Source organism: Bacillota bacterium (assembly GCA_029961055.1).
Lineage (GTDB): Bacteria > Bacillota > Sulfobacillia > JAIMAT01 > JAIMAT01 > JAIMAT01.
Genome location: JASBVM010000017.1, coordinates 119,785 through 135,609, shown reverse-complemented (window position 1 = coordinate 135,609; position 15,825 = coordinate 119,785). Strand labels below are relative to the sequence as shown.

The following is a 15,825-nucleotide window of genomic DNA, read 5'->3' as shown; positions in this document are numbered from 1 at the left end:
CCGCCGGCGCGGACGAGCCTCTGCCAGCGGGGATCCTCGGCCTCGATGGGAGCCAGCGTGAGCAGGTAGTCGCGCGCCCGGCCTCCCGGCTCCTCCGGCGAGCGCCGAAGGGCGAGCCGCACCGGGAGCGGCCGGTCGTCGACGCGCAGCGGTCTGCGCGGCTCGGGGGAGGCGCCGGGCCGGCCGCCCGGCCGCCAGGGCGGCCCCTGGACCGGCGGCGCCCCGCCGGCAGGCGCCGATTCCTCGAAGAAGACGTACGGCAGCTGGGCGAGGAGCTCGGCCGCCGGGTCCAGCGCGTCGGGCGGTACCGGGATCGGCGCCTCGAACGTCATGCCCACGCGGATGGCGGATTCGGCCACCAGGAGGCGGATCAGGCGCTGTTCCGCCGTCCCGAGGAAAGGCGGCCAGCCCGTCGGGTAGGGGTAGCCGGTATGGAAGCTCCTTTCCGCACCCGGGCCGCGCTTCCCGATGCGTGCGGCGCGGAAGCGGAGCTCAAGCCCCCCGGGTCCCAGACCCGCCCGGACGACGAGGCGCGTCTCGCCGGCGGCGGACGGAGCCCCGCCGGGGGCCGTCCCCCCCGCGGCGCGGGCGGCGGCCGCGCTCAGCGCCGCCTCGAGCGTCCTCTTCCAGGCAGGAAGCGGAGGCGCCGGGGGGCGGGCCGGAAGCTCCCCGGCACGCGCGGCGCTCCCCGGCGGGGTCCCGTGGCGGCTGCGCTCCTCGCGCCGCGCCTCCTCGAGGACGGCGAGGCCCAGGGCGACGATGTGCTTGCACCACCCGTATGCGAAGGGGCAGTCGCACGCGGCCTGGAGCCCGTGGCGGCCCGCGAAGAGCCGGACCTCGTAGGGGCGGCGCCTGGAACCGAGCACATAGCCGGCCACCTCCCCGTCCACGAGGTCGAAGTCGAGGACGCGGCCGTCACGGAAGTACTGCCGGCCCCGCCGGTAGACGAGGTCGCCGCTCATGCCCTCAAGGGTGGCCCGGTCGAGCTGCCACCGCCGCACCCACGCGAGAAGGGAGTCGTCCTCGTGCATGGCGTCTTGCCCGTTCACGATGGGGCCGGTTCGTGCGTCAGGGGGTCGACTCCTGCCGGTACGCGTCCGGGCCTCGCGACCGATCGCGGCGTTGCAGGCCACCGCCTCGGGAGGGTGCGCAGGCCACGCCGACGAACCGCCTATCCCCTGTCCAGGGAAACCTTGCTCTGGCCCTCGCCCGCCAAGCGCCGGTTCACCTCGGCCACTCCCGCCAGGAGGACCGGCGCGGAACGCTCCAGCTCGGCGGCGCTCCAGCGCTCGGCCGGCGCGGTGACGGAGATGCTGCCCACCACCGCCCCGCCGGGGCCGAAGAGCGGCGCGGCGATGCAGAGGATGCCCAGCTCCAGCTCGCCGTTGTCCAGCGCGTAGCCCCGCCGCCGCGTCTGCGCCAGCTCCGCCAGCAGGCGGCCGCGCTCGTGGAGGGTACGCGGGGTAAGCGGCTTCAGCTCCACCCGGCGCAGCAGCTCGGCGCGCTGCTGGCGGCCCATGAAGGCCAGGATGGCCTTGCCCATGGCCGAGGCGTAGATGGGGACGCGGGAGCCGGTGCCGATGGCGACGCCCAGCAGGTGGCTCGACTTGACGCTCTCCAGACAGAGGACGGAGTCGGCGTCCAGCGTGGCCAGGTGAACATCCTCGTGCAGCCGCTCGCTGAGCGCCCGCATCACCGGTACGGCGGCGGCGCGCAGGTCGGGTACCGCGTCCTGCGCCAGGCGGCGGAGGAGGAGGCCGAGGGCGTAGCCCCCCTCCCCCCGCTCCTCCACCGCGCCCACCTCCACCAGCGACTCCAGGAAGCGGAGCAGCGTCGGCTCCGGCAGGCGCACCCGCCGCGCCAGCTCGCGCAGGCGCACCCCCTCGCCACCCGCCTCGCCCAGGGCCAGAAGGATGCGGAAGGTGCGCTCCACCGCCCGCATCATGGCCTTCCGGCCACCTCGTCCAAGGCCTGCCCCAGGATCTCCAGCCCCTCCTCCAGGTCGGCCTCGGGCACGTTGAGCGGCGGGATGAAGCGGATCACGCGGCCGTCCGGCGCCGCGGGGTAGAGGATGAGCCCCCGCTCCAGGGCGGCGCGGAGCACCCGCGTCGCCACCTCCCCCGAGGCGCACTCGACGCCGATCATCAGCCCCGGCCCGCGCACCTCGCGGACCAGCCCGGGATGGCGCTCTGCCAGGCGCCGCAGCTCCGCCGTCGCCGCCTCGCCCAACCGGCGGGCGCGCTCGGGCAGCCGCTCGCGGCGCAGGACGCGGAGCGTGGCCAGCGCGGCGGCCGCCGCCAGCGGGCTGCCGCCGAAGGTGGTGCCGTGGGTGCCGGCGGGCCAGCGCGCCATCAGCTCCGGCCGCGCCGCCGTCGCCCCCAGCGGCAGCCCCGAGGACATCGCCTTGGCCAGCGCCATCACGTCCGGCGTCACGCCGAAGGTCTGGGCGGCGAAGAAGTCGCCGGTCCGGCCGAAGCCGGTCTGCACCTCGTCGAAGACGAGCAGGGCGCCGGCGCGGTCGGCGCGCTCGCGCAGGCCCTCCAGGAAGCCCCGCGGCGGCACCACGTAGCCGCCCTCGCCCTGCACCGGCTCGACCACGATGGCGGCCACGTCCTCCGGCGCCACCACGTGGCGGAAGAGCGCGTCCAGCTCCTCCAGCGCCGCCGCCACCGCCGCCTCCGGCTCGAGGCCGTCGGCCAGCGGGTAGGGGAAGCGGCTGTGGACCACCCCGGGCAGCGGCAGGTAGCCGTGCCGGTAGAAGGCCTTGGAGGCGGTCAGCGCCAGCGAGCCCAGGCTCCGGCCGTGGAAGGCGCCGCGGAAGGCGACCACCATGGGCCGCCCGGTGACGAAGCGGGCCAGCTTGACGGCGCCCTCCACCGCCTCCGTGCCCGAGTTGCCGAAGAAGAAGGTGGCGATGCCGCCGGGCAGGACGGCCGCCAGCTCCTCCGCCAGATCCAGCAGGACGTCGTAGTAGAAGACCCCCAGCGGACCGTGGAGGAGGCGCTCCGCCTGCTCCCGGACCGCCGACACCACCTCCGGGTGGCCGTGGCCCAGCGGCAGCGCCGCCATGCCGGAGACGAAGTCGAGGTAGACGCGGCCGTCGGCCGCGGTCACCCGCGCCCCCTCCGCCCGCTCGACGCGGAGGCCCGGCCAGTCCACCGCCAGCGACGGCGCCAGGTATCGCTCCACCCGCTCACGCCAGTCCGTGGCAGATCCCCCCGTTCACGAGAGCAGTCGGCCGCTGAAGGCCGCGACGAAGACGAGGCACATGGCCAGGAGCGCCAGCGAGAAGCCGGCCTCGCCGAGCCCGAAGGAGACGGGCTCCAGGTCGGTGGGCCGGCGGACGGCGCCGACGCCCTTGGTGCCCAGCGCGATGTCCAGGTCGTTCCCCTTGCGGAAGAGCATCAGCACCAGGGGGACGACGATGGGGATGTATCCCTTGCGGGCCCGTTGCCAGAGCGGCATGGCGTTGACGTCGAAGCCGCGCAGCCGCTGTGCGTCGACGATGCTCTGCCACATCTCGAAGACGGTGCTGGTGAAGGTGAGCGCCGAGAGGAACATGAGCACCGGCGTCGCCGGGAGGCCCAGGCGCAGCAGCGCCGCCATCAGCTTGCCGGGCGAGGTGGTGGAGATGAAGACCGGCATCACCGACATGGCCACCAGGATGCGCAGCGAGAGCAGCAGGCCGAAGGCCAGGCCGTCGCGCTTGACCGGCAGCGGCCCGATCCGGAAGAGGTCCGGCCCGGTGGCGTAGAGGAGCGCCTGGCTGACCACCAGGAAGGCGAAGGTGAAGAGCAGGATGCGGAAGAGCACCCAGAAGCGGCGGAAGTCCAGCCCCGCCGCCAGCCAGCAGGCCAGGTCGAAGGCCAGCCAGAGCGCCAGCCCGAGGAAGCTGCCCGCGTTCAGCCCGTAGGGCGCCAGCACCACCAGCAGCGTCAGCAGCACCCAGGCCAGCTTGACGTTGGGATGGAGGCGATGGAGGAAGCTCTCCCCGTCCTGGTACTCAAAGGGCGTGTTCACGGCGCTCACCACCCGGAAAGGCGGCCAGCAGCGACTCCTCGTCCGCCACCAGGCCGTCGAAGACGCCGCTCCGCCGCGCGATGCGGGTCACCGTCGGGACGGAGACGTGGGTGGCGCGCAGCTCGTCTTCCTGCGCCAGCGCCTCCTCCAGCGGGGCGTCGACGGTGATCCGCCCGTCGCGCATCACCACCAGCCGGTCGACGTAGCGGGCGACCAGGTCGATGTCGTGCGAGACCATGAGGACGGTGTGGCCGCGGCGCGCCCTGAGCTCGGCCGCCAGGTCGGCCAGCAGGTAGCGGCCGCGGTAGTCCTGGGCGGTGGTCGGCTCGTCGAGCACCAGCACCTTCGGCTCCAGCGCCAGGACGGCGGCCACGGCCAGCTTCCTGCGGTCGCCGAAGCTCATCCGGAAGGGGAAGAGCTCGGTCTGCGCCTCCAGGCGGACGGCGGCCAGCGCCGCCCGGCTCCGCGCCAGCACCTCCTCCTCGGGCAGGCCCTGGTTCCGCAGGCCGAAGGCGACCTCCTCCAGCACCGAAGGGTTGAAGAGCTGGTAGTCGGGATCCTGCAGGACCAGCCCCAGCTGGCGCGCGATCGCGGCCACCGAGAGCGGCGCGGTCTCGCGCCCGGCCAGGCGGTAGCTCCCCTCCTGGGGGCGGATCAGGCCGGCGAGGAGCTTGAGGAGCGTGCTCTTGCCGGAGCCGTTCTGGCCGACGACGCCGACGAACTCGCCCTCCCCCGCGCGCAGCGAGACGTCCTCGAGGGCGGGGCGCTCCTGGCCGGGGTAGCGGAAGGTGACGTGCTCCAGCTCCAGCACGGGCGGACGCGTCGCGGCCGGCCGCTCCCGCCGGGGCACCGGCACCGGCGCCCGCGCCCGGCTCCGCAGCGCCTCCACCACCGCCTCCTCCGCGGGTCCCGGGGGCAGCGCGACGCCCCGCCGGCGCACGCGCCAGGCGACGTGCTCGGCCGGCGGGGCCTGCACGCCGGCCGTCTCCAGGAGGTCGACCTGGCGCATCACCTCGGCATACGGGCCGTAGGCGACGGCTCTCCCCTCCTCCAGCACCAGCGCGTGGGTGGCCAGGCCGAGGACTTCCTCGGTCTTGTGGGTGGTCATGACGATGGTCACGCGACGCTCCTGGCGGAGCTTGCTGATGGCCCGGAGCAGCTCGCGGCTGCCCAGCGGGTCCAGCTGGGCGGTGGGCTCGTCCAGGACGAGGAGCGGCGGCAGCGAGGTGAGCGCGGCACCCAGGACGAGCCGCTGCTTCTGCCCTCCGGAGAGCGCCTTGGTGGGGCGCCGGCGGTAGCCGGCCAGGTCCACCACCTCCAGCGCCCACTCCACGCGCCGTCGGATCTCCTCCGCCGGCACCGCCCGGTTGGCCAGCGCCAGCCCCATCTCCATCTCCACGATGGGCATGGAGATCTGGCTCTCGGGGTTCTGCATCACCAGCCCGACCCGGTCGGTCAGCTCGGCCAGCCGGTACTCCCAGGGGTCGACGCCCACCACCTCCACCGTGCCCGAGCGCCGCCCGGCGTAGATGTTGGGCACGATCCCGGTCAGCAGGTAGCAGAGGGTGGACTTGCCGGCGCCGTTGGCCCCCAGGACGACCAGGAAGTCGCCCGGTTCCAGGGTGAAGGAGATCCCCCGGAGGATCTCCCCGCCCCCCTGGTACTGGAAGGCGAGCTCCTCCACCCGGACGGCCGGGCCGCCGGCCGGCTTTACCATAGGGCCCGCTCCACCTTGGGCAGGCCGCTCCGCTTGAGCGCCTCCAGGATGGCGGCGGCCAGCACGGCGGTGATCACCGAGAGCGCCGGCACCCACCAGATGTAGCCGACGAAGGTGGCCAGGGCGAGCTTCACCGGGTAGTGGAAGACGTACCAGTAGGGCCGCGTCCAGGGGTTCCACCACATGTAGAGCGAGAGCACCAGGATGATCAGGAGCCCGAAGTAGCGCCGGCGCGGCTCGTCCGAGCGGGCCCAGGCGGGCAGCGTCCGGCGGCCGAAGGGCAGGATGGCCACCACCAGCGTGGGCAGCCAATAGATGGCCGAGATGAGGACGTAGAGCGGCTCCGGCGGATAGGGGAAGCCCGCCGCCGGGCCGGGGATGTAGTACGGGAAGAGGACGGCGAAGGCGGAGAAGATCGCCAGGATGGGGATGTTCCAGGCGTAGTAGCGGTCATTGTTGAGCATCAGCGCGGTGAAGAAGGCGGGCGCGATGCCCGTCTCCAGCACGTCGACGATGCCCAGCGGGAAGGCCGCGGGGGCGATGAACATGCCGATCAGGCCGCCGATGACCGAGGCGAAGATGCCGCCCGCCGGGCCCAGCAGCATGGGCGCCATGGCCGAGAAGGGGACGAGCAGCGGCACGTAGCCGCCGCCGCCCACGTACGGGAAGATGGGGATCAGCGCGGTCACGCCGATGAGCGCGCCGAAGAGCGCGATCCAGGCCGGTGAGGCCGTCCCGGTTCGCCGCGAGACTTCCTTGACAGGCGGGGTAGCCATCGCTTGCCCTCCTCCGAGGTGCAGAATCCGACGCTTTTCGTCCTCCTTTCGCTCCGTCTGGCGAAGCACCTTCTCCGGTGACCGAAAGCAAACCCCGCCATCGCCCTCGGCCGGGGCGCCGGACCCGCCCTCCCCGGACAGGCGGCGCGAGGCGGGCGGCGCCGAAGGTGGCAGGCGGTGTCGAAACGGGGGCGAAAGTCTGCTGCAATGCCGCTCGGCGCCACGCGCGCCGGCGGCCGCGAAGGGCGGGATGCACGCGTGACCACGAGACCGCTCGGGGCTGGATCTACGCCCCGCTGGTTCCACCAGCTGGAAGGGGAGCTTCCGCGGGAGCGGTTGCTGGCGGAGCCGGGGGAGCTGGCGGTCTACGGGTACGACGCGACGGGGAAGGCGGCCTGGCCGGAGGCGGTCTTTCTGCCGGAGACGGAGGCGGAGGTCCGGCGGGTGCTGGAGTTGTCGGCCCGTCTGGGCTTCCGGGTGATCGCGCGGGGCGCGGGGAGCAATCTCTCGGGCGGGACGGTGCCGCGGCGGGGCGGGCTGGTGCTGGCGTTCAACCGGATGCGCGCGGTGCTGGAGGTGGACGCGGAGCGCCTCAGGGCGCGGGTGCAGCCGGGGGTGGTCAACCTGGACCTGCAGGAGACGCTGAGGCCATACGGGCTCTTTTACGCGCCGGACCCGGCCAGCCACCGGGTGTCGACGCTGGGGGGGAACGTGGGCGAGAACGCGGGCGGGCCGCGTTGCGTCAAGTACGGGGTGACGAGCCGGCACGTGGCGGGGCTGCGGGTGGTGCTGGCGGACGGGCGGGCGCTGGAGCTGGGGCGGGAGGAGGGGCGGCTGGACCTGCGGGGGCTGGTGGTGGGCTCGGAGGGGACGCTGGCGGTGGTGACGGAGGTGGAGGTGGTGCTGACGCCCTGCCCGCCGCGGGTGGTGACGCTTTTGGCGGCCTTCGCGACGGTGGAGGGGGCGCTTTCGGCGGTGAGCGCCATCGTGGCGGCGGGGGTGGTGCCGGCCTCGCTGGAGCTGATGGACCGGGCCTCCATCGCGACGGTGCAGCCCTTCGTGCGGGGGGTCTACCCGGAGGATGCGGGGGCGGTGCTGCTGGTCGAGCTCGACGGGGACGAGCGGCACGTGGAGGCGGAGCTGGAGCGGGTGGAGGCGCTCTTGGAGGCGAGCGGGGCCCGCTGGCGGCGGGCGCGCGACGAGGCCGAGCGCGAGGCGCTCTGGCTGGGCCGCCGGGCGGCCACCAACCGCCGCGGCTGGTCGGAGGACGTGGCGGTGCCGCCGTCGCGGCTGGTGGAGATGATGCGGCGGGTGGAGGCGATCGCGGCCGGGCACGGGCTGGAGATCCTGACGGTGGCGCACGCGGGCGACGGGAACCTGCATCCGCTGCTCACCTTCGACCCGGCCGACCCGGAGTCGGTGCGGCGGATGCACGCCGCCGACGACGCCATCCTGGCGGCCTGCGTGGAGCTGGGCGGCTCCATCACGGGCGAGCACGGGGTGGGCGTCGACAAGCTGCCCAACCTGGGGCGGATGTACGCGGCGGTGGAGCTGGAGCGGATGGCGCGGGTGAAGCGGGCCTTCGACCCGGAGGAGCGGCTGAACCCGGGCAAGGCGGTGCCCGACGTCGAGGGGCTGGAACGGATCCGGCGGGGGCTCTGGCCGGGGCGGGCGCCGCTGGAGGCGTCGGCGCTCTCGCGGCGGCTGCGGGCGGCGGCGGAGCGGCGGCGGGCGGGCGGGCTGCGGCTCCGCCTGGAGGGGGGCGGGCGGCTCTGGGCGGCGCTGGGGCTGGAGGCCGCGGAGGGGGCGGAGCCCTTCCGGGTGGAGGCGCCCGGGGGGATCGTGGTCGACCGCGAGAACCTGACGGTGGAGGCGGGAGTGGGCGTGACGCCGGCGGAGCTGGCGGAGGCGCTCCGGGCGGAGGGGCTTCGCTACCCGCCGGAGGAGGGCGAGGGGCCGGCCTCGACGCTGGGAGGCCACTTGGCCAGCGGCGTGGGCGGGCCGCGGGCGGCGCTGCGCGGCGGGCCGCGGGAGTGGACACTGGGGCTGGTGGTGGTGGACGGCGAGGGCGAGCGTCTCTGGCTGGGCGGGCGGAGCGTCAAGAACGTGGCGGGCTACGACCTGGTCCGGCTCTTCGTCGGCTCCTGGGGGCGGCTGGGCGCGGTGGAGCGGGCGGTGCTGCGCGTGGAGCCGCTGCCGGAGGTGCGGCGGAGCTGGTGGGTGGAGCGGCGGGCGGGGGCGGAGCCGCTCGCGCCGCGGCGGGTGGCGGAGCTGGGGCTGGCGGTGGCGGAGCTGCTGCCCGGGGAGGAGCCGGGCGGCGGGCGCGGGCTCTGGCTGGCCTGGGAGGGGCTGCAGGCCGAGGCGGAGGCGGCGGAGGCGCGCCTCCGCGAGGCGCTGGTCGAGGCGGGCTGGCTCGAGCCGGGGGAGCGGCCGGAGGAGCGCCCCTGGGAGGAGCTCTTGCCCCTCTGGCGGCGGGAGCGGCTCGCCCGCCTGGCCGCCGCCCTGGCCGTGCCCCCCGACCCCGCCCGCGCCGCGCTGGAGGAGCGCGTCGCCCGCGCCTTCGACCCGCTGGGGCTCTTCGCGGCGCCGCTCTGAGGCGTCCGCCCGCCGGCGCCCGTCGGGGATCGCCTTCCGGCCCTGTGGCGCGTGAAACGGCCTTTCACACTTGGTCGGGCTCCTTCGCCCCCTCCCGCCCGTTCCTGCCGGGCGGGCGGCCGGCTCGGCGCACCGGCCAGGGGTGGTGCCGGGCGCAGGCCGCGCGGACGGGCCGGCTGCCGGACGGCCCCCGGTCGGCCCGGGGGCTCAGGTGGGCCGGACCGCCCCGCGCAGGCCGGCGGCCAGCTCCTCGGGCGTCCAGATCATGGTCGACTCCTGGTAGAGGTGCTGGAGGCTGGAGATGTCGCTGGCGCCGGGGCGCGGCGCCAGGTAGAGCCGCGGCGAGAGGCGCAGGTGGAGCCAGAAGACGTCCCGCTCCCCCGCGGAGGGGAAGAAGGCCAAGTTGAAGCTGGAGAGACCCCGCCCGGCCAGGAAGCGGAGCGCCCGGACCAGGCCCTCCGCCAGCTCCTGCTCCAGCGCGTTGCCGGCGGTTGCTCCCGCTCCGGGGCTTCCGCGGCCAGTGCGTTTGCAGTCATCCCGGTCAGAGACGGTGGCCGCAGTCGGCCACGGCGGGCCGGTTGCCGACGGCTCCAGCCACACGCCCGGCGCCCTGGGCGACGGAAGGGATAGATAGAATGAAAGCCGGTGGTGCCGATGCGCTACGTCGTCGTTCTGGAACGTTCGGACGCCGAATGGTTCGCCTACGTGCCGAGCCTGCCGGGCTGTACAAGCTCCGGGCGCACACAGGGCGAGGCGCTGGAAAACATCAAGCAAGCGATCCAGCTCACGCTCGAATACCGCAAGGAGCATGGATTGGACATCCCGCCCGGGAGGGAGTCGCTCGCCGAGGTGGAAGTGTAGGTGCCGCCGCTGCCGCGACGGACGGCCTCTGAATTGCGCCGAGCGCTTCATCGTCTCGGCTTCGTCGAGGACCGGCAGCGCGGCTCCCACCTCATCCTGCGCTACACGTCGCTGGCGATCGGGCGGACGCGCATGCGGCAACACCTGCTGCGAAGGAAGCCGGACGGTCGTCGCCCGCCCGCGGCGGGCGCGCGCCTCAGGATGCTCCCGTATCGGCGCCGCCGGAAAGGCCCCGACCCTCCCCCTCCCCGGGCGCCATGCCCGCCAGCCGCCGCCGTTCCGCGGCGGGCAGGCTCCCCCACGAGCGGGCGAGCCAGCTCACCCCCGCCAGGAAGGCGTGCGCCTCGTCCGCGCGGGGGTCGACGCGGCGGAGCAGCTCGCGGAAGGCGGGCGAGTGGTCGAGGTGGAAGACGTGCGCCAGCTCGTGCGCGACGACCGACTCCAGCACCCAGGAAGGCATCCTGAGCAGGATGGCGTTGAGGCGGACGGTCCGGGTGGCGGCGCTGTAGCTCCCCCAGCGGGCGGACTGGGTGGTGACGAAGAGGACCTGGCGGACGGCCGGCGGCTCGGGGAAGCGGGCGGCGACGCGCCGAGCCAGCGCGAGCGCGTCGGTCTGGCCGTTGATCCGGCGTGCCTCGACGCGGCGAAGCAGCTTCCTCGCGAGATCGCGGACGACGGGCTCGAGCACGTCGTCGGGGACGGCCGCGGGCGCGCTGACGCGGAGCTCCGAGCCGGCCAGGCGCGCGTTGACGTTCTTGACCGCCTTCCTCTGGATCACGACGTGGAGCCGCGTTCCGTCGACGTCGAGCGTGAGTTCGCGGGAGCGGGGGGTTCCCGGCTTCATGGCCGCCTCCTTCGTCGCCGTCGCCGGTCCCCGGGGGGTCCGCCCCCCGGGGACCCGCGCCCTCGGGAGCGCGCCGGCGGTCCCGGACAAGGTTGCTTCACGTGCAACCGGCTCGTCCATTGTAGCGAGGAAGCGACCGGCAGGCGGACTCCGTCAGACTTGCATCTTCCTAAGACTCAGTCTATACTCGGACTCAGTCAACGCTCCCCTGCGGAAGCGGCGACGGAAAGGGGTGGTATGTCGCATGACCGACACGAGAAGTGCAGCCGTCTCCATCGGACCCGAAGCCCGCGAAGCGCTGGTCCAGGAGCTCCAGGAGCTCTCCCTCTCCCTGCGCGGCCAGCAGCTGGCGACCAAAGTGGCGCACTGGAACGTCAAGGGGCAGAACTTCCTGGAGATCCACGAGCTGTTGGATCAGGTGGCCTCCCATCTGGAAGAGGGCGTCGACCTGCTGGCCGAACGCGCCGTCCAACTGGGCGGGAGCGCCCGGGGAACCGCCGCGGAGGTGGCCGAGGTATGGGAGGCGCCCGGTGGCGGCTCCCCGTCGGAGTCCGCCGGTGAGCGGACCTCCTCCAGGTGGATCGGCTGGGTGGCGGATGGCCTCAGGAAGGTGACGGCCAGACTCTATGCGGGCATCGAGCTCGCCGCGAAGTCCGGCGATCCCGTCACGGCCGACCTGCTGACCCAACTCGCGCGCCAGGCGGACAAGGACCTCTGGTTCCTGGCGGCCCACCTCGAAACGGCTGACTGACGTCGTGGCAGAGCTTCTTCCGGGGAGGCGGCTGGCGTGGATCCGACGCAGGAGCAGGCGATCAAGCTCTTGCAGAGGCGGGGACTGCGCGTCACCGCCCAGCGCGGCAGGAGGCGGCGACCCCGGAGCGTCTCGGGGACTGAACCGTGGTGCGGGCAGGAGCGCACGGCCCCGCCCGCGTACGTTTCCCTGTGGGCAGCGGCGGTGACGGGTCGGTGGGGGGAGCGAAGGTGGCTGGAGAGCGGATCCTCGTCCTGAACGGCCCCAATCTCAACCTTCTCGGGCGGCGGGAGCCCGCCATCTACGGCCACGAGACGCTCGAGGACATCCGCCGGCGACTCGAACGGCGCGCCGCGCAGCTCGACTGCAGGCTCGCCTTCGAGCAGTGGAACGGCGAGGGCGAGATGGTCGAAGCCATCCACCGCTGCCTCGACCGCCAGGAAGGGGTGGTGCTCAACCCCGGCGCCCTGGCGCACTACAGCATCGCGCTGCGCGACGCCATCCGCTCGGTCGGGCTTCCTGTGGTCGAGGTGCACCTCTCCAACATCTACGCCCGCGAGGAGTTCCGCCATCACTCGGTGATCGCGCCCGTCGCCCTGGGTACCGTCACCGGCCTCGGTCCGCTGGGTTACGAGTTGGCCCTGGAGGCGCTGGTCGACTTCCTGCGCCGGGGGGACCAGCCCTCGACGAGCTGACCCGGCGCCTGCCTCGGCTCCGTCCCGGTCGGCGTCCCGAGCGGTCCCCTCCTCGTCCGTCCCGCGATGCCCGCGGTGCGCGCCTCTTCCCGGGGGCCGTGGAAGCCCCCCGGCACCGACCGCCTCAGGCCTGCCTCTCCCCGCCGCCGCCGTCGCCAGGCTGCCCGTCGCGGCGGCCGTCCGGCGGCCTCGGGGCCGCAGGGCGAGGGATGGCGGCGACGGCGAGGCGATCCGCCTTCTCGTTGAGCGGGTCGCCGGCGTGACCGTGCACCTTCTCCCAGCTGACCCGGCGCTCGGCGGCGAGCCGGCGGAGCTCGCGCCAGAGGTCCTGGTTCTCGACCGGCTGGCCCTTGCTGTTCCTCCATCCCCGCCGTTCCCAGCCCGAAAACCAGTCCTGCAGGAAGGCGTTGACCACGTAGGCGGAATCGCTGCGGACCCGGACGCGGCTGCCGGGCGGGGTGTGGCGGAGCGCCTCGATGGCGGCCGTCAGCTCCATCCGGTTGTTGGTGGTGGCGGGGTGGCCGCCGGAGAGGCAGGTGCCGTCGGTGAAGACGGCCGCCCAGCCCCCGGGCTGCCCTCCGGGCGCCTGGTTGTTGGAGCAGGCGCCGTCGGTGTAGACGACATACTCGGCCGCTTCGTCCATAGCTTCCCCCCAGGGTGGTTCTCGCGCCCGGGCTCGCAGTCGCCCGCTCGCGACCCCCGAAGCTATCTTTGTCACCGCGCGCGTCCGCCCCTCCCGCCGCCTGCTCGGCCGCCCCGCCCCCGCCCCGCGCTCGGCCGGAGGCCGGAAGGAGGCGGGAAGGGGACGCGCCAACTCCCCCTTCGGGAGGTGTCCTGCGTTGCGGGTGGCCATCCTCGGGGCGGGCGCCATCGGCGGCTGCCTGGCGGCGGCGCTCCACCGCGCCGGCGAGGAGGTGCTCTTCCTGGTCCGGCCGGGCCAGGCGAGGGCGTACGGAGGCCGGTTGCGGGTGGAGGCGCCGGAAGGGGTGACGGAGGTCGAGGCCCGCTTCCTCGAGCCGGGCGACGCCCTGCCCGAGCCGGACTGGCTGGTGGTGGCGGTCAAGTCCTACGCCACCGCGGAGGCGATCCGCAGCTGGCAGGAAGCCCTGCCCGCCTCCACCTCCATCCTCTCGCCGCAGAACGGGATCGAGAACGAGGCCGTGCTGGGCGAGCTGCTGGGGCGGGAGCGGCTCTTCCCGGCGGTGGTCTACGGCCCCGCGCAGAAGCTGGAGGACGGGCGCATCCGCCAGGGCGGGCCGCTGCGCCTGACGGCCGGCCTGCCGCCCGAGCTTCCGGCCGCCCTGCGGCCGCGGGCGGAGGGGCGCCTGACGGCCCTCCAGACGGCGCTGGGCCGCGGCGGGATTCCGCTCACCGTCAGCTCGGAGATCATGGCCGTCAAGTGGGCGAAGCTGGTCTGGAACGCCGTCTGGAACCCGATGACCGCCCTGGCGGAGCGCGAGATCGGCGCGGTCCTGGAGGAGCCCGGCGCGCGGGCGGTGGCGGTGGCCGGCATGGGCGAGGTGGTGGCGGTGGCGGAGGCGGAGGGCTACCACCTGGCCGAGAGCATCATCTCCGACGGCCTGGCGCTCTCGCGGGCCATGGCCGACCAGCCCACCTCCATGCTGGCCGACCTGCGCGCCCGTCGCCGGCTGGAGCTGGAGCTGGTGGAGTCGGTGGTCCGGCGGGCGCAGCGGCACGAGCTGGCGACGCCGGTCCTCTCCACCCTGGCCGCCCTCCTCCGGCTCCGTCACCCGGACTTGGTCGGCGGACCGGCAGGCTGAGAGGAAGACGGAGAGAAAGAGGCCGGCGCCGGGCACCATCGCTCCCCCAGCGGCTGCAGGCGGGGCGGGGTGGGCCCCAGCTCCCGCAGGTGCCGGAGCAGCGCCTCGCCCCCTTCGGGAGGAAGGAGGAGCGTGGCGCGGACCACTTCCTCGTAGACAGGGGCTTCCAGGCGGGCGCCGGCCCGTTCGGCCAGGGCCACCAGCCGGTCCCAGACGGGGTAGGCCGCCTCCAGCGCGTACGCGGGGCGCGGGAGCAGGAGCCGGACGGGGGCGGCCGCCAGAGCTTCCTCGGCCGCGCGGCGGTAGGCGCGCACCAGCCCGGGGGCGCCCAGCAGGATGCCGCCGAAGTGGCGGCTGATCACCAGCACCACCCGCTCCAGCCCGTGCTGCCGGAGCGCCGCCAGCGCCGGGCGGCCCGCGGTGCCGCCGGGCTCGCCGTCGTCGGAGGCGTGCTCGGCCGGCCGGCCTTCCTCCTCGACGCGCCAGGCGACCGCGTGATGGCGGGCGTCGGGCAGGTGCCGCCGGCGCTCCAGCCAGAAGGCCCGGGCCTCCGCCGGCGTGGCCGCGGGCGCCACCGCCGCCACGAAGCGGGACCGTTTCACCTCGATCGCCGCCTCGGCGGGGCCGGCCAGCACCAGGCGACCTCCCGCCCCGCGGCCGGGTTCGAGCCCTTGTCCCGACATGATCGCCCTCCCCGCCGGGCAGTGTAGCACCGTCGGCGAAGAGGGCCCGGAGGTGGCAACGCGATGGCGGAGCACGTCGTGCCGCACGTGACGGAGCCGGAGGTGGGCGGGCCGGTCCCGCCTCCCCGGATCGCCCTGGCCCTGGGTTCAGGCTCGATCCGCGGCGGCGCCCACCTCGGCGTCCTCCAGGTGCTGGAAGAACACGGCCTCGAACCCGACCTGGTGACCGGCTCCAGCGCCGGTGCCCTGGTGGGCGCACTCTGGGCCGGCGGCCTGGACGCCCGCCAGGTGGAGGAACGGCTCCGGCGGCTCGCGCCGGTCCAGCTCCTGGACATGAGCCGCAACCCGCTGGACCTGGCCTACATCGGCTCCCGGGTGCTCCTCGAGGCGCTGGGCGTCCAGAGCCGCTGGATGCGGCCCAGCCCCAGCGGCCTGGCCACCGGCCTGCGCTTCGAACGCTGGTTGCGGGAGAACCTGCCGGTGCTCCGCTTCGAGGAGCTGCCCCGCCGCCTGGCGGTGGTGGCCTGCGACCTCCTGGCCGGGACGACGGTGGTCCTGACCGGCCGCCGCTGGCTGGTCGCGCCGGCCGGGGGGAGAGGGGGAAGATGGGGAAGAGGGGGGAGCCCGGCGGGCGCGGAGGGGGCGCTCCCCGATCAGCACGAGCTGGTCGCCGCCAGCGACGTGGCGGCCGCCGTCCGCGCCTCCAGCTCCATCCCCTGGCTCTACACCCCCAAGCGGCTGGGCGGGCGGGTGCTGGTGGACGGCGGCGTCGGCGAGCCCGTGCCCGCTCCGGCGGCGCGACTCCTGGGCGCCCGCCTCGTCATCGCCGTCGACCTGGGGAGCGTCTCCGAGCCGCCGGGGGAGGTGCGGGGCATCGCGCGCATCCTCGGGCGGAGCGCCGAGGTGGCCGGCCGTCACCTGGCCCGCTGGCAGCTGGCCGCCACCGCCGACCTGGTGCTGCGACCCGCCCTGCCCCGGGCGGGCCTGACCGAGGTGGAGGCGCTTCCGGCCATGGTGGAGGCGGGCCGCGCGGAGGCGGAACGCCGCCTGCCCGAGATCGAGGCGCTCTTCCGCCGTGCCCGGCGGATGCGCCTCTGACGGG

The 15,825-nt window shown here is 74.7% G+C and carries 16 protein-coding genes and 1 pseudogene; 7 read left to right on the top strand and 10 right to left on the bottom strand.

All coding sequences use genetic code 11. From position 1 onward, the window contains the following. From QJR14_06365 to QJR14_06340, 6 genes are all read right to left on the bottom strand, one after another. Positions 1–1,031 (bottom strand): hypothetical protein (locus QJR14_06365; GenBank protein MDI3317222.1); only part of this gene is annotated, 1,031 nt, incomplete at its 3' end. A 140-nt stretch (positions 1,032–1,171) separates the two neighbouring features. Next, the gene (locus QJR14_06360) at positions 1,172–1,942 is read right to left on the bottom strand and encodes an IclR family transcriptional regulator (GenBank protein ID MDI3317221.1); all 771 of its coding nucleotides are present in this window, start codon (positions 1,940–1,942) and stop codon (positions 1,172–1,174) included. Next, on the bottom strand, positions 1,942–3,189 hold the full coding sequence (locus QJR14_06355) for an aminotransferase class III-fold pyridoxal phosphate-dependent enzyme (GenBank protein ID MDI3317220.1): 1,248 nt from the start codon (positions 3,187–3,189) through the stop codon (positions 1,942–1,944). Before QJR14_06355 ends, QJR14_06360 begins: the two co-directional genes overlap by 1 nt. 33 nt (positions 3,190–3,222) lie before the next feature. Next, a complete protein-coding gene (locus QJR14_06350; GenBank protein MDI3317219.1) occupies positions 3,223–4,029 on the bottom strand; it encodes an energy-coupling factor transporter transmembrane component T in 807 nt (268 codons plus the stop codon). After that, positions 4,004–5,737, bottom strand: a complete 1,734-nt coding sequence (locus QJR14_06345; protein MDI3317218.1) for an energy-coupling factor transporter ATPase — start codon at positions 5,735–5,737, stop codon at positions 4,004–4,006. The genes QJR14_06350 and QJR14_06345 overlap by 26 nt, the downstream gene beginning before the upstream one ends. After that, positions 5,731–6,513 carry a hypothetical protein gene (locus QJR14_06340; protein MDI3317217.1) on the bottom strand — a complete coding sequence of 261 codons (783 nt, stop codon included), beginning with the start codon at positions 6,511–6,513 and terminating at the stop codon, positions 5,731–5,733. The genes QJR14_06345 and QJR14_06340 overlap by 7 nt, the downstream gene beginning before the upstream one ends. A 258-nt stretch (positions 6,514–6,771) precedes the next feature. On the opposite strand from QJR14_06340, the gene QJR14_06335 reads away from it, so the two are divergent. Next, on the top strand, positions 6,772–9,108 hold the full coding sequence (locus QJR14_06335) for an FAD-linked oxidase C-terminal domain-containing protein (protein ID MDI3317216.1): 2,337 nt from the start codon (positions 6,772–6,774) through the stop codon (positions 9,106–9,108). Between the two features lie 207 nt (positions 9,109–9,315). Here QJR14_06335 and QJR14_06330 read toward each other — a convergent pair whose 3' ends face one another. Continuing rightward, positions 9,316–9,708, bottom strand: a complete 393-nt coding sequence (locus QJR14_06330; GenBank protein ID MDI3317215.1) for a hypothetical protein — start codon at positions 9,706–9,708, stop codon at positions 9,316–9,318. Positions 9,709–9,762: 54 nt separating this feature from the next. Here QJR14_06330 and QJR14_06325 point away from each other — a divergent pair, with 54 nt between their 5' ends. Both QJR14_06325 and QJR14_06320 read left to right on the top strand, forming a co-directional pair. Further along, on the top strand, positions 9,763–9,969 hold the full coding sequence (locus QJR14_06325) for a type II toxin-antitoxin system HicB family antitoxin (protein ID MDI3317214.1): 207 nt from the start codon (positions 9,763–9,765) through the stop codon (positions 9,967–9,969). Then, positions 9,970–10,065: pseudogene (locus tag QJR14_06320) on the top strand (type II toxin-antitoxin system HicA family toxin). It abuts the gene before it with no gap. 100 nt (positions 10,066–10,165) lie between these two features. Here the strand turns inward: QJR14_06320 and QJR14_06315 are convergent. Then, positions 10,166–10,813, bottom strand: a complete 648-nt coding sequence (locus QJR14_06315) for a DUF45 domain-containing protein (protein MDI3317213.1) — start codon at positions 10,811–10,813, stop codon at positions 10,166–10,168. Between the two features lie 244 nt (positions 10,814–11,057). Here QJR14_06315 and QJR14_06310 point away from each other — a divergent pair, with 244 nt between their 5' ends. Both QJR14_06310 and aroQ read left to right on the top strand, forming a co-directional pair. Then, the gene (locus QJR14_06310; protein MDI3317212.1) at positions 11,058–11,564 is read left to right on the top strand and encodes a DNA starvation/stationary phase protection protein; all 507 of its coding nucleotides are present in this window, start codon (positions 11,058–11,060) and stop codon (positions 11,562–11,564) included. Between the two features lie 230 nt (positions 11,565–11,794). Then, complete coding sequence (gene aroQ / locus QJR14_06305; protein MDI3317211.1) at positions 11,795–12,259, top strand: type II 3-dehydroquinate dehydratase; 465 nt, start codon at positions 11,795–11,797, stop codon at positions 12,257–12,259. A 124-nt stretch (positions 12,260–12,383) separates the two neighbouring features. Here aroQ and QJR14_06300 read toward each other — a convergent pair whose 3' ends face one another. Next, positions 12,384–12,902 carry a ribonuclease H gene (locus QJR14_06300; GenBank protein MDI3317210.1) on the bottom strand — a complete coding sequence of 173 codons (519 nt, stop codon included), beginning with the start codon at positions 12,900–12,902 and terminating at the stop codon, positions 12,384–12,386. Between the two features lie 202 nt (positions 12,903–13,104). Here QJR14_06300 and QJR14_06295 point away from each other — a divergent pair, with 202 nt between their 5' ends. Further along, entirely contained in the window at positions 13,105–14,040 is a 936-nt protein-coding gene (locus QJR14_06295) for a ketopantoate reductase family protein (protein MDI3317209.1), read from the top strand. Here QJR14_06295 and QJR14_06290 read toward each other — a convergent pair. After that, the gene (locus tag QJR14_06290; GenBank protein ID MDI3317208.1) at positions 14,007–14,723 is read right to left on the bottom strand and encodes a YigZ family protein; all 717 of its coding nucleotides are present in this window, start codon (positions 14,721–14,723) and stop codon (positions 14,007–14,009) included. The genes QJR14_06295 and QJR14_06290 overlap by 34 nt on opposite strands. A 63-nt stretch (positions 14,724–14,786) precedes the next feature. Between QJR14_06290 and QJR14_06285 the strand changes: the two genes are divergently transcribed. Further along, the gene (locus QJR14_06285) at positions 14,787–15,821 is read left to right on the top strand and encodes a patatin-like phospholipase family protein (GenBank protein ID MDI3317207.1); all 1,035 of its coding nucleotides are present in this window, start codon (positions 14,787–14,789) and stop codon (positions 15,819–15,821) included. Positions 15,822–15,825: the final 4 nt, after the last annotated feature.